9 protein-coding genes are annotated in these 13,624 nt (G+C 71.5%); 2 read left to right on the top strand and 7 right to left on the bottom strand.

The features are described from left to right. Nucleotides 1-27: 27 nt before the first annotated feature. From MUY22_RS04600 to ald, 4 genes are all read right to left on the bottom strand, one after another. On the bottom strand, nt 28-3,777 hold the full coding sequence (locus tag MUY22_RS04600; RefSeq protein WP_247057391.1) for an ABC transporter ATP-binding protein: 3,750 nt from the start codon (nt 3,775-3,777) through the stop codon (nt 28-30). A gap of 96 nt (nt 3,778-3,873) precedes the next feature. Further along, on the bottom strand, nt 3,874-4,755 hold the full coding sequence (locus MUY22_RS04595) for an ABC transporter permease subunit (RefSeq protein WP_247057389.1): 882 nt from the start codon (nt 4,753-4,755) through the stop codon (nt 3,874-3,876). Continuing rightward, on the bottom strand, nt 4,755-5,852 hold the full coding sequence (locus tag MUY22_RS04590) for an ABC transporter ATP-binding protein (protein ID WP_247057388.1): 1,098 nt from the start codon (nt 5,850-5,852) through the stop codon (nt 4,755-4,757). Before MUY22_RS04590 ends, MUY22_RS04595 begins: the two co-directional genes overlap by 1 nt. Before the next feature lie 508 nt (nt 5,853-6,360). Further along, nucleotides 6,361-7,476 (bottom strand): alanine dehydrogenase, encoded by a 1,116-nt coding sequence (gene ald, locus MUY22_RS04585; RefSeq protein WP_247057385.1) that lies wholly within the window; start codon nt 7,474-7,476, stop codon nt 6,361-6,363. A gap of 172 nt (nt 7,477-7,648) precedes the next feature. Between ald and MUY22_RS04580 the strand changes: the two genes are divergently transcribed. Beyond that, nucleotides 7,649-8,584 (top strand): zinc-binding dehydrogenase, encoded by a 936-nt coding sequence (locus tag MUY22_RS04580; protein ID WP_247057384.1) that lies wholly within the window; start codon nt 7,649-7,651, stop codon nt 8,582-8,584. Between the two features lie 66 nt (nt 8,585-8,650). Here MUY22_RS04580 and MUY22_RS04575 read toward each other — a convergent pair whose 3' ends face one another. Both MUY22_RS04575 and MUY22_RS04570 read right to left on the bottom strand, forming a co-directional pair. Then, nucleotides 8,651-9,550, bottom strand: a complete 900-nt coding sequence (locus MUY22_RS04575; protein ID WP_247057381.1) for a zinc metalloprotease — start codon at nt 9,548-9,550, stop codon at nt 8,651-8,653. Between the two features lie 148 nt (nt 9,551-9,698). After that, a complete protein-coding gene (locus MUY22_RS04570; protein WP_247057379.1) occupies nt 9,699-11,249 on the bottom strand; it encodes a CdaR family transcriptional regulator in 1,551 nt (516 codons plus the stop codon). Between the two features lie 50 nt (nt 11,250-11,299). Between MUY22_RS04570 and MUY22_RS04565 the strand changes: the two genes are divergently transcribed. Then, nucleotides 11,300-11,920 carry a class I SAM-dependent methyltransferase gene (locus MUY22_RS04565; RefSeq protein WP_247057377.1) on the top strand — a complete coding sequence of 207 codons (621 nt, stop codon included), beginning with the start codon at nt 11,300-11,302 and terminating at the stop codon, nt 11,918-11,920. A gap of 56 nt (nt 11,921-11,976) precedes the next feature. On the opposite strand, the gene rdmE is transcribed toward MUY22_RS04565, so the two are convergent. After that, complete coding sequence (gene rdmE / locus MUY22_RS04560; protein WP_247057375.1) at nt 11,977-13,500, bottom strand: aklavinone 12-hydroxylase RdmE; 1,524 nt, start codon at nt 13,498-13,500, stop codon at nt 11,977-11,979. Between the last annotated feature and the right edge of the window lie 124 nt (nt 13,501-13,624).

The following is a 13,624-nucleotide window of genomic DNA, read 5'->3' as shown; positions in this document are numbered from 1 at the left end:
TACGGGCTCAGTCACGCGTGTTACGGGTCAGCCGAGGGACCAGAGGCGGGCGTAGTAGCTTTCCGCGGCCAGGAGCTCTTCGTGGGTTCCGGTTTCGACGATCCGGCCGTGGTCGAGGACCACGATGCGGTCGGCGCGGGCCGCCGTGGCGAGGCGGTGGGCGACGACGAACGTCGTGCGGCGGCGGGCCAGGTGTTCGGTCGCGCGCAGGACCGCGGCCTCGGTGGACGGGTCCAGGGCCGCCGTCGCCTCGTCGAGCAGCAGGACGTCCGGGTCGACCAGCTCCGCCCGGGCCAGCGCCACCAGCTGACGCTGCCCCGCCGACAGCGACCGCCCGCGCTCGCCCACCGGCTGCAGGAACCCGGCCGGCAGCGCCGCGACGCCGTCGAGCGCGCCCACCGCGCGGACCGCGGCCTCGACCTCGGCGTCCGTCGCCGCAGGGCGGCCGTACCGGACGTTGTCCGCCACCGTGCCGGAGAACAGGTGCGCCTCCTGCGGCACCACGCCCATCCGGTGCCGCAGGCCGGCGAGCTCGTACTCGCGGACGTCGGTGCCGTCGATCCGGACCGTGCCGCCCGTGGCGTCGTAGAAACGCGCGACCAGCTTCACCGCCGTCGACTTCCCCGCGCCGGTGGCGCCGACCAGCGCGATCGTCTCTCCGGCCGCGACGTCCAGCGAGAACTGCGCCAGCGCCTTCGCCTCCGTGCCCGCGTAGGCGAAGTCGACCTCCTTGAAGCTGACCTCGCCGCGCAGCCGCTCCGGGATCGCCAGCGGGTGTTCCGCCGGCGGGACGGACGTCGGCGTCCGCAGCAGGTCGCCGATCCGGTTCAGGCCGACGCGGGCCTGCTGGTAGCCGTCGAACACCGAGGACAGCTGCTGGATCGGGGAGAAGAACTGCTGCAGGTACAGCAGGAACCCGAGCAGCACGCCGGCCGACAGGGTCCCGGCCGACACGCGGTTCGCGCCGGCGACCAGCACCGTGGTCGTCGCCAGGTCGGACATCAGCGCGACCAGCGGGAAGTACGTCGCCACGTACCGCTGCGCCCGCAGCCGCGAGCGGCGGTAGTCGTCACTGCGTGACGCGAACGCCTCGGCGGAACGCTCTTCGCGGGTGTAGGCCTGGGCGACGCGCAGGCCGCTCATGTTCTCCTGCATGTCCGCGTTGACCAGGCTGACCCGCTCGCGGGCCTCGTTGTAGGCCTTCGACGCCGCCCGCCGGAAGATCACCGTCGCGACGGCCAGCACCGGCACCATCGCCAGCGCGTACAACGCCAGCCCGGCGTCGGTGACCAGCAGCGCCACCGTGATCCCGGCCAGCGTCAGCGCGCTGACCACGGCGGTGGCCAGCCCGGTCTGCAGGAACGTCGAGAGCGCGTCGACGTCCGTCGTCATCCGGGTCATGATCTTCCCGGACAGCTCCCGCTCGTAGTAGTCGAGCCCGAGCCGCTGCAGGTGCGCGTAGCTGCGGACGCGCAGCGCGTACAGCACGGTCTCGCCGACGCGCGAGGTCAGCCGGGTCTGCGCGAGCACCACCAGCCAGTCGGCCGCGATCACGGCGGCGCCGATCCCGGCGGCGAGCCAGATCACCCACTCCACGCCGGTGCGGACGCCGTGGTCGACGCCGAACTGGTAGAGCCCCGGCAGTGCGATCGAGGCCAGCGCGTCCGCCGCGACCAGCGCGATCACCACCGCGAGCGGCCAGCGGACCGGCCGCAGCAGCCCGGCCAGCCGGAACCGCGGGTCCGGCGCCGTGACGTCCACATCGGACAGCCGCGGCTCGTCGGTGGCCGGCGGCAGCCTGCGGACGCCTTCGATCAGCTCCGGTGTCGGCGGCAGGTCGAGACCGCCGCCGCCCGGGCCCGCGAACCCGCTGCTGTTCGGGTTGGCGCGGCGCTGCTGCGCGGCCTCGGCCAGGTGGTCGACCTCGTCCTTGCCCTCGTCACGCGGCCAGAGCGCCGCGGTGACGCCGGCCGGGCCGCGGTCGAGGCCCTCGCGGCGCACCTTCTCCTCGACGCCGTCACCCGGGCCCGCGACCAGCTCGCGGAACAGCGGGCAGCGCGCCATCAGCTCGGTTTCGGTGCCGACGTCGACGACGTGGCCGTCGTCGAGCACCGCGATCCGGTCGGCCAGCGCGAGGGTGGAGCGCCGGTGCGCGATCAGCAGGGTCGTGCGGCTCGCCGTGACCGAGCGCAGCGTGTCGTGGATCGCCGCCTCGGTGACGGTGTCGATGGCCGACGTCGCGTCGTCGAGGACCAGGATCCGCGGGTCGGTGATCAGCGCCCGCGCCAGCCCGAGCCGCTGCCGCTGGCCGCCCGAAAGGGTCAGGCCGCGCTCGCCGACCAGGGTTTCGTAGCCCTCCGGCAGCTCGCGGATGAACTCGTCGGCCTCCGCCGCGCGCGCCGCCGCGACGATCTCCTCGTCACTCGCGTCGGGCCGGCCGTAGGCGATGTTGTCGCGGATCGAGGAGGAGAACAGGAACGCCTCCTCGAACACGACGCCGATCGCCTGGCGCAACTGCCGCAGCGGCACGTCCCGGACGTCGAGCCCGCCGACGCGGATCGCGCCCGCGTGCACGTCGTAGAAGCGGGGCAGCAGCAGCGAGATCGTCGACTTCCCGGAGCCGGCGGTGCCGACCAGCGCGAGCGTCTCGCCCGGGTGCGCGGTCACCGAAAGGCCGTCGAGCACCGGTTCGCTGCGGGTGTAGCCGAACCGGACGCCGTCGAGCTCGATGCCGAGCGGGCCCGCCGGCAGCGGGCGCGCGCCGGCGGCGTCGACGACTTCCGGCTGCGCGTCGATCAGCTCGTAGACGCGCTCGGCGCCGGCGCGGGTCAGCTGGGCCTGCACGACCAGGCCGGACAGCATCCGGGCCGGGCCGATCAGGGTCGCGAGGTAGGTCGCGAAGGCGAGGAAGGTGCCGAGCGTGATCGAGCCGTTGAGCGCCAGGACACCGCCGATGCCGAGCACCGCGACCTGGCCGGCGGCGGGCAGCGCGGCCGTGGTCGCCGTCGGCACCGCGGACAGCTTCGCCGCGCGAAGGCGCTCCCCGAACAGCTTGCGCGCCGTGCGCTCCAGCCGGCCGACCTCGCGCGACTCCTGGCCGAAGCCCTTCACGACGCGGACGCCGGTGACGGTCTCCTCCACCTGCTGCGCGACGTCCGCCGCACGCTGCTGCGCCGACCACGTCGCCGGGAACAGCCGCTTCCGGCTGCGGGTCACGACGATGCCGACCGCGGGCGTGACGACCAGCGCGATCAGCGTCAGCACCGGGGACATCCACAGCATCGCCACGAACGACAGCAGCGCGAAGATCACCGAGCCGAACGACAGCGGGATCTGCATCAGGATCCCGGTGACCAGCTGCAGGTCCGAGATCGCGCGCGAGACGACCTGGCCGGTGCGCAGGGCGTCCTGCTTGCCGCCGTCGAGCCGCGAAACCGCGTTGAACACCCGCTGGCGCAGGTCGTGCTGGACGTCGAGCGCGAGCTTGCCGCCGAAGTACCGGCGCAGGAACGCGGTGGCGAACGCGACCAGCTGCAACGTCACCAGGACGACCGCGATCCCGGGCAGCGCGCCGGTCTGCCCCGCCACCGCGTCGTCCACCGCCGCGCGCACCAGCAGCGGGCTGGCGGCCTGGACGCCGACGCTCAACATGGCGGCGACCAGCGAAAGCACGACTGTCGCGCGGTGCTCCCACGCCGCGGCGGACAGCCGGCGGACCCAGCCGACGGTCTCGGCAGGTGGGAGCTCTTGACGGGGACGAGGCGGAGCGATGGTCACGTAGCAACACTAAGCGCCGCCACCGACAGAATATTTCCCGAAAGCCGTGAGGGCCCCTTCCCGACGTCGGGAAGGGACCCTCACGGGATCGCTCGATCAGGTGATGTCGCGCTTCTGGTTGCCCAGCCAGCCGAAGCCGAAGAAGACCATCGTCCAGGCGAAGAAGATGAGCGCCGACACCCACCACGAGATCACGCCGGGCGCGCCCGCCGCGAGCTGCAGGCCCAGCTGCGACCAGTGGTCGACGCCGCCCGGCAGGTTCAAGGTGTTGATGCCGAACGCGCTCGCCGCGATGCCGCCGACGATCCCGTTCGCGGTGCCGTTCGGCAGGATCCCGCCCAGGATGTCGGTGGTGTTCCAGAACGCGATCACCAGGACGTTCTCGACGATGAGGAACCACACCACCAGCAGCACGACCGCGAGCGGCACGTTGCGGAGCACCGCGCCGAACCCGATGCCGAACAACGTCACCAGCACCGCGGCCAGCACGGTCCCGCCGAGCGCGGCCAGCCACTGGCCGGCGCTGGGCCAGCGGCCCGAGTCCACCGACACCATCACCGCGATCGCCGAGACGCCGAAGCTGACCAGGCCGTAGATCGCGCCCCACGCGACGTAGGTCAGCATCTTCGCGGTCAGCGCCGAGATCCGGTTCGGCGCGGTGAGGAACGTCGTCGTGATCGTCTTGCTGCGGTACTCGCCGGCCAGCGCGAACACCCCGAACAGCGCCGGGATCAGCTGCGCGATGTTCACGCCGTGCGCGAACGCCAGCAGGCCCACCGGCAGCTTGCTCGCGTCCAGGCCGACCGCGCCCGCGACCTCGCGGGCGTCGCTGGAGCCGATGAAGTCCGCGAAGTCGTTCGTGATCTTGCCCCACACGTAGGTCAGCCAGAAGGCGACCAGCACGAGCGGGATGAGCAGCACCCACCACGTCTTCAGCGAGAGCGTCTTGCGGAACTCCGCCTTGATCAGGTTCCCCATCACTGCTGCGGACCTCCCCAGCCCTGCGGCGGACCTTGTTGGTACTGCTGTTGTTGCGGGCCCGACGGCGGACCCTGCTGGTACGGCCCCGGCGGGTACTGCTGCGGCGGGTACCCGGGCGGCGGCGGGTACCCGGGCGGCGGCGGGCCCTGGTACTGCGGCTGCGGGGGATAGCCCTGGGGGCCACCGCTGAACTGGCCCTGGGTCAGCTGGAAGAACATCCGCTCGAGGTCGGCGTGCTCCTCCTGCATCCCGTAGACGGCGATCCCGGCCTTCGCGGCGAGGTCACCGATCTGCTGGACGCTCGACCCGGCGACCGCGACCCGGCCGTCCGGTGTCGGCGAAACCTGGGTGACGCCGTTCTCCTGCAACGCCTTCACCAGCGCGGCGGCGTCCGCCGGCTGCACCAGCACCCGCGACTGCTGGCCCTTGCGCAGCTGGTCGAGCGACCCGTTGTAGCGCGTCACGCCCTGGCTGATGATGACCACCTGGTCGATCAGCTGCTCGACCTCGTTGAGCAGGTGGCTCGACACCAGCACCGTGCGATGCTGCTCACGGGCGTAGGAGCGCAGGAAGTTGCGCAGCCAGAGGATGCCCTCCGGGTCCAGGCCGTTCGTCGGCTCGTCGAGCACCAGCACCTGCGGGTCGCCCAGCAACGCCGTCGCCAGCGCCAGCCGCTGCCGCATGCCGAGCGAGAACCCGCCCGCCTTCCGGTCGGCGGCGCTGCCCAGGCCGACCAGGCCCAGCACCTCGTCCGCGCGGGTGTCGGGCACCCCGATCGCGGCGGCGTAGACGCGCAGGTGGTTCCGCGCCGTCCGGCTCGGGTGGAAACCCTCGTTCTCGAGCACCGAGCCGACCACCCGCGCCGGGTTCCCCAGCTGCGAGTGCGGCCGCCCGTTGATCGTCGCCGACCCCTGGGTCGGCGTCACCAGCCCGAGCAGCATGCGGAGCGTCGTCGTCTTGCCGGCACCGTTCGGGCCCAGGAAGCCCGTCACCGAGCCCGGCTCGACCGTGAAACTCAGGTTCTGCACCGCGTTCACCGTGCCGAACTGCTTGCTCAGGTTCTGCACCACAATCCGGCCACTGCCGTCGTGCATACCGTCCCCTTACGTTCCCGCTGATGGGGCGCATCCTGCCCTACTCGGGCGAGACGTGCGCCCGGAACGGGCGAATCGGCGGAGAGCGACCTTCGTCACGTTCCGCAACCGGTTCCGGGCACCGGGGGTAGCGGCGGCGAGCGTCTGACCAGAGGGTTTGCTCCCGCCCTCGCGGGGCCGCCGGACCGAGTTGATAAAGAATTTGCCAGACTTGCCGACCCGGTGCAGCAAAGTCCTCCGAAGCCCTCTAAGCTTGTCAGTGGCGGCCCGCTCCCAATGACCCCCAGGTTGGTTGAGCGGGCCGCCGCTATGTCTTCGCTTCGCTTCGACTCGCTTTGTTGTGTCTCCCGGGGGCCGAGCCCCCGGACCCCCACGGTGCCTCTTGCTCGGCTTCCAGCGTGGCTGGGTCTGTCCGCGTGCGGTGCTTGCTTGCTTCGGCTTCGCCTTTGGCTTGTGCAAAGGAGCGGGCCCCTGTCTTGTGACAGGGGCCCGCTTCTTGGTTCTTTGGTCAGGCTAGGACTGTGGCCAGGGGGGTGTGCGGGAGGTCGTGGGCTATTGCTACTGGGGCGTTCGTCAGGGCGCCTGCTTGGGTGTTCAGGCCCTTTGCCAAGGCTTCGTCTGCCTGTAGTGCTGCCTTCCAGCCCTTGTCGGCCAGTTGGACTGCGTACGGCAGCGTTACGTTTGTGAGGCCGTAGGTTGAGGTGCGGGGGACTGCTCCCGGCATGTTTGCCACGCAGTAGAAGACTGACTCGTGGACCGTGTAGGTCGGGTTGTCGTGGGTTGTGGGGTGGGAGTCTGCGAAGCAGCCTCCCTGGTCGATTGCTATGTCGACCAGGACGCTGCCCGGCTTCATGCGGGAGACCAGCTCGTTCGAGACCAGCTTTGGTGCCTTTGCTCCCGGGACCAGTACTGCGCCCACCACCATGTCGGCCTGCAGGACCGACTCTTCGACCGAGAGGCGGGTCGAGGTCACTGTGCGGATGCGGCCGCCGAAGTCGTTGTCGATCTGGCGTAGGCGGTCGACGTTGGTGTCCAGGATCTCGACGTCCGAGCCCAGGCCCAGCGCGACGCGGGCGGCGTTCAGGCCGGCCACGCCGCCGCCGATGACGACGACGCGCGCCGGGTGCACGCCGGGGATGCCGCCGGGCAGCACGCCGCGGCCGCCGCTCGGCTTCATCAGGGAGTACGCGCCGACCTGCGGGGCCAGCCGGCCCGCGACCTCGGACATCGGGGCGAGCAGCGGCAGCGCGCCGTTGGCGGTCTGGACGGTCTCGTAGGCGATCGCGGTGGTGCCCGCGGCCAGCAGCGCGTCGGTCAGCGGCCGGTCGGCGGCGATGTGCAGGTAGGTGAACAGCACCTGGTCGGCGCGCAGACGCGGGTACTCCTCGGCGATCGGCTCCTTGACCTTGAGCACGAGCTCGCCCTGGGCCCAGGTCTCGTCCGCGGTGGCGAGGATCTTCGCGCCGGCGGCGACGTACTCCTCGTCGGAGATCGACGAACCGACACCGGCACCGGTCTCGACGAACACGTCGTGCCCGCGCCCGACCAGCTCGTGCACGCCGGCCGGGGTCAGCGCGACCCGGTACTCGTGCTTCTTGATCTCACGGGGAACGGCGATACGCACGGTCGGCCTCCTGGGTCGGTCTGCGTCCGGAAACGGTGCGGTGGTGTCCTTCACGGTGAGCCACCCGGACGGCGGTGTCATCGTGCTGAGCGGACAGTTGTTCGACGCATTCATGGTGCTGAGCCGACAGGCCGTTGACTTCGACCGCGCTTGAGGTTGCAGCCTGTGCGACATGCGCGTGGTGTGGATGCGGGAGTTCGGCGGTCCGGAAGTGCTCGTCCCGGGGGAGGCCCCGGACCCGGTCGCGGGGGACGGCCAGGTGGTGGTCGAGGTGGCGTTCGCGAACATCACGTTCGTCGAGACGCAGTTGCGGGCGGGCGGCCCGGGGCCGTTCCGCCTCGAGCTGCCGATCGTGCCCGGCAACGGCGTCGGCGGCGTGATCAGCACGGTCGGTGCGGGAGTGGACCCGGACCTCGCCGGGCAGCGGGTGGTCACCTCGACCGGCGGGTCCGGCGGGTACGCCGAGCGCGTCGCGGTGGACGCGGCGGCGGTGTTCCCGGTGCCGGAAGGCCTGGCCCTCGACGCGGCGGTGGCGCTGCTCGCGGACGGCCGCACCGCGACCGCGTTGGTTCATGCGACCAGTGTCCGGCCCGGCGATCGAGTGCTGGTCGAGGCCGCGGCCGGCGGCGTCGGCGGTCTGCTGATGCAGCTCGCGAAGGCCGCGGGCGCGACGGTGGTGGGCGCCGCGGGCGGCCCGGCGAAGGTGGCCCAGGTGCAGGGCGCCGACGTCGTCGTCGACTACCTGCGGCCGGACTGGACGTCCGCGGCCGGCGAGGTCGACGTGGTCTTCGACGGAGTGGGCGGCGCCATCGGCACGGCGGCGTCCGGCCTGCTGCGTCGTGGCGGCCGGATGGCGATCTACGGCCTGGCGAGCGGTTCGTGGGCGGAAGTGTCCGAAGTGGACGCTGCCGCCCGTGACGTCACGCTGGTGCGTTCGCTCGGCGGCCCCGAGGACATGCGCACGTTCACGAAGTCGGCGTTGACGGAGGCGGCGGAAGGCCGCCTGACCCCTGTGATCGGCCGCCGTTTCCCACTGGCCCAGGCGTCCGAAGCCCACGCGGCCATGCAATCCCGCACCACGGTGGGCAAAACCCTGCTGGTGCCCTGAAGTCCGTGAATGCCACATTGAGAGACCTAGTGTCCCTCAATGTGGCATTCACGGACTTGCGGAGTGTCAGGCGCGGTAGGCCGACCAGGAGCTGGTCATGCGCGTGCCCTGGCCCGCGGTGAACTCGTACATGCAGCCGTCGTAGCTGTAGTCCATGAAGTTGTGGATCGGGTCGCTGTCCGCCGCCGAGCAGGTGTTCTTGCTCGCCGGGCAGCCGGACGTCGCGGTCGCTTCGGCCGGGGTGTCGGAGACGTAGTCGCCCGAACCGGAGCAGCCGCCCTGGAACGTGTGGTAGAGCCCCATCCAGTGGCCGACCTCGTGGGTCGCCGTGTCGCCCTCGTTGTAGTTGGTCGCCGAGCGGCCCGGGAGGGACTCGTCGAGGATGACGACGCCGTCGAGCTTCGGCGACGCGGTGTAGTTCCACGGGAACGTCGCCCAGCCGAGCAGGTCGTCACCGAGGTTGGCGGTGTAGATGTTCAGCGCGTTCTTGCCGCCCTTGCGCAGCGCGTTCTTCATGTTGCGCTCGGCGGACGTGCCGTCGGTGATGCCGTTGTACCAGGTGGAGTTGTTCGTGTAGTCCGTGCTCACCAGGCTGAAGCTGAAGCCCTTGCTGCCGTACGCGCTGTTGAGCACCGAGATCTGCTTGGTGATCGTGGCGGCCGGCAGGTTGCCGGTCGAGCCGCTGGTGATCACGTGGAAGTACACCGGGATCGACGTCGCCGCGGGTGCGAGCGCGGCGCGCTTGCCGGCCAGCTTGCTCTGCATGTCGGCTTCGACGCGGGCGGCTTCGGCCGGCGACAGGCTGTCGGCGTGGCCGTCCTTGCTGCGGTCCGCGGACTGCGTGGGCGTGAAGCAGTCGCCGCTCGGCGCCGCGACGGCGCTCCCGGCAGTGGCGCCCGGGACGGCCAGGGAAACCAGGGAGAGCGCGGACACCGCGCCCAGCTTCAGGGCCCTGCGAAAACTCATGGACGACTCCTCTGCGACGACCCGGCTACCGCGGGTGGTGCAGCGAAAATGCGCCGGACAATCGCGAGAATCCACCTTCTTTCGGTGGGAAAGGACAATTCGTACGATCGGCGCCATCCATGCGGGCTAATGCATAAGCCAGATCGGCTCAGCTCCAGCGCAACGCCACCAGCTGGGTGATCAGCGCGAGCCGGACGTCGGGGTCGTCGAGGTCCAGCGGGACCAGCTCCAGCAGCTTCCGCATCCGGTAGCGCAGGGTGTTGGGGTGGATCCGCAGCTCGCGCGCCGCCGCGCGCGGGTCGCCGGGGTGCCGCAGCCATTCGTAGAGCGTGTCGGTGTACCCGGCTTTGCTCGTCTCGTCGTGGGCGCGCAGCGCGCCGAGCGGCCCGAGCTCCGCGACCTTCGCCGCGACCGCCGCCGTCGCCCCGCGGTGCAGCGCCAACGCCGTCCAGGCTTCGTCGAAGGTGATGACGCGCTCGTCGAGGATTTCCGCGCGCAGCAGGCCGAGCGCTTCGTCGGCTTGGGCGCGCGACGTCGACAGGTCGCCGATCTCGCCGGGGGCGCCCGCGGCGGCCCGCAGGGTGCCGCCGCGCTTGGACGTCGGCTGCGTCACCAGGGCCTCGCGCAGTCCGGCCCAGCCGCGGTCCGGGACCACGGCGTAGAGCAGCCCGCCCAGCTCGGTCGCCACCGGACGGCGGCCGATGCCCTGGGAAAGCCGTTCCAGCAACGCGAGCCGCAGGCCCTCGGCGTCCCGGCCGTCGCCGCCGGTGACCTCGATGACGACCACGCGGTGCGGCTCGTCGGACAGGTCCAGCTCCGCCATCGCCTTGCGCGGGTTGGCCCGGCCTTCGAGCACACCGCGCAACAGCTCGGCCGACGCGCGGCGCTGCGCGTCCGTGTAAGCCCTGCGGCGCAGCAGGTGCAGCGCGACGACCGGCGCGGCGTCGGCGAAGGCGGCCGCGCGCTCGTCGGACACCGGCCCGGCGACCACCGCCCACATCGAGCCGAGCAGCTCCCCGCCCATCCGGATCGGCACGATCAGCCGCGGCAGCGTGCCGTCGCGCTGGGCCGGCACGAAGATCGTCTGCCGCCCGCGCGACAGCTCCCGGAACACACCGCGCGAGCGGAACCGCGCGAGGACGTCGTCCGGGATGCGCCGGCCCATGATCGTGGCGACGCGCGCGGGGTCGGTGAGGTCCTGGCGGGCGGAGTAGGCGAGCACGCGCGAGTTGGTGTCCTCGATGGTCACCGGAGCGTCCACAACGGACGCGACGGCGTCGGCGAGCCGGAACAGGTCGCCGGAGCCGGTGTCGTTCTCGAGGTTCTCGGACTCGTCGGCGAGCGCGTCGAGGACGGTCCGCAGCAGCCACACGAGCTGCGCCCACGACGTCGCCGCGTGCACCTGGATCAACGCGATCCCGGCGGCCTTCGCGGCCCGCTTCACTTGGATTTTCCCAGCGACGGGCGGCTTGAGCAGCACGGCGGCCGCACCCTGTTCGGCGCTGTGTTTCACCAGCTCGGCGGCATCTTCGGGCCCGGTGGTGGCCACCCCGAGCACCAGATCCCCGGCGGCGAGGGTGAGGCCCCCACCGGGCTCGGCGATCACGACGTCGGCAACGGCGGGCGAGTCGTCGGGCACCTGGAGCGCGTGGAGCAGCGTCGGCCCCACCCGGTCGACCACGCTGCGCACCGACACCACGGCCTCATTCTGGCCGAAAACGGATCGCCCGGCTCGCTAGGGTCGCAAGGGTGAGCGAACCCCGGCGGATCGTCGAATCCGGCTACGACAGCTCGGCGGAGCGCTACCTCGAGTGGAGCGCGCGCATCACCGACGACCCGCGGCTGCGGTTCCTGGGGGAGCTGACCGGCCGGCTCGCCGACGGCGCCGCGGTGCTCGACCTCGGCTGCGGCGCGGGGGTGCCGTGCACGGCGTTGCTCGCCGAGCGGCGCGAGGTCCTCGGCGTCGACGTCTCCGCGGCGCAGCTGGATCTCGCGCGCCGGAACGTCCCCGGCGCGCGGTTCGAGAAGGGCGACATGGCGGAGGTGTCGTTCCCGGGCGGGAGTTTCGACGCCGTCACGGCGTTCTACTCGGTGCTGCACGTGCCCCGCGAGGAGCAGGGCGACCTCTTCAAGCGGATCGCCTGCTGGCTGCGGCCCGGCGGCTGGTTCCTGGCCGCGCTGGGCTGCAGTGAGGCGAACGGCGTCGAAGCCGACTGGCTCGGTACGCCGATGTTCTTCAGCAGCCACGCCCCGGCGGAGAACCGGCGGCTCCTCGAAGCCGCCGGTTTCACGCTGGTCGTGGACGAGCCCGTGACGATCCACGAGCCCGAAGGCGAAGCGACCTTCCACTGGGTGCTGGCCCGGTCGTGAGTGTTCAGGGCGGTTCTAACCGCCCTGAACACTCACGACAAGCCGCGACAGACCGGCTAACGCGACAGGACCGCGTCCAGGACCCGCTTCAGCTCGGCCGCCGGGTCGTCGACCGGTTCCTTCGCGCGCCACGCGACGATGCCGTCCGGCCGCACCAGGGAGGCGCCCCCGGCGGAAAGGCCGTACTTCGCCGCGAACTCCTCGCCCTTGATGGCGTGGCAGTCGACGTCGGCGGCGGACGCCCACCGCGAGGCGTCACCCGCGCACAGCAGGACCCACGAGTGCCCCAGCAAGTCCACTGTGGACGCCGTGCCCGGCGCGCGGAACCCGGGCCGTCCGGTTGGCGCGTGGACGTCTTCGACGCGTGCGCCGTCGTCCGGTTCCTCCGAGAGCACCGCCGTCGAGCGGTAGCGGAAGCCGAGGACCGCCGCCAGGGGGTCCTCGGCCTTCGTCAAGCCGGAGACGTCCAGGTCCGGGTGCATGCGCTGCTTCAGGTTGTGCAGCGACATGTCGACAATCATCCGTGCGATCGGCTTCCGCTCGGCCTCGTAGGTGTCCAGCAGCGCGTCGCCCGCGTCGCCGCGGAGGACCGATGCGAGCTTCCACGCGATGTCCGCGCCGTCGCCTACCGCGGTGTTGCCGCCCTGGCCGCCGGACGGCGGGGTCACCTTCGCCGCGTCGCCGGCCAGGAAGACGCGGCCGGCGCGGAACCGCTCCGCGATCCGCGCGGCGATCTCCCACGAGCCCGTCCAGACGATCTTCGGGTCGAGCTCGGGCAGGTCGGTCGCGGTGCGGATCATCGCGACCAGCCGGTCGTGGCCGAAGTCGTCCGGGCTCTCGCCGCGTTCCGGGTGGTAGTCCGGGGCGAAGACGTACCGGCCGGCGACGTCGGTGTTCGACAGCCCGGCCGTGAACTCCGGGTTCTGCAGGTAGAAGAGATCGGTCACGCCCGCCTTGACGCGGTCGCCGAGGTCGGCGTCGAACACCACGCCCAGGCAGTGGCTGAGCCCGTCCAAGCCCTCGGTCGGAATGCCCAGCCCCTGCCGGATCCCGCTGCGCCCGCCGTCAGCGGCGACGACGTAGTCCGCGCGCACCACCGTCTCCGCGCCGGAGTCGCGGTGCCGCAGCGTCGCGGTGACGCCGTCGTCGTCCTGGGTCAGCTCGATCAGCTCGGTCCGGAACCGGACGCGCGCGCCCGCCTTTTCCGCGGCCGCCAGCAGGATCGGCTCGACGACGTCCTGCCCGGCCATGCCGTGCGGCATCGTGGTCGTGGCCGAGACGTCGAACTCGCTGCCGTCTTCGGTGAGCCGGTGGAAGACCTGGCCGGCCAAGCTGGTCGCGACCGTGATCCGCAGGCCCTGCGACGCCCGCGGGCTCGCGTGCAGCACGTCGTCGTCGATGCCCGCCCAGTGGAACAGCTCCATCGTGCGCCAGTTCTGCCCGGACGCTCGCGAGTGGACCGACGTTCCGGTGTGCCGCTCGACCGTCAGCACGTCCACTCCTGCCTGCGCCAGGAACATCGACGCCGACAGCCCGCCGAGCCCGGCCCCCACGACCAGCACCTGTGTCCGTTCCGCCATGACAACCTCCCGTGAAGTCTCCCTGTAAAAAGTATCTTAGATAAAAAGAGATCCGTCTTGCAAGATAATTTCGGCGGCAACCCCAGGTAGCCTGTCTCCCAGGACGTGGGAACGGTTGGGTACT

This window comes from Amycolatopsis sp. WQ 127309 (assembly GCF_023023025.1).
In the GTDB taxonomy this organism is placed as follows: domain Bacteria; phylum Actinomycetota; class Actinomycetes; order Mycobacteriales; family Pseudonocardiaceae; genus Amycolatopsis.
Note: the sequence above shows the minus strand (reverse complement) of the source record. Positions and strands in the feature narration are given on the sequence as shown.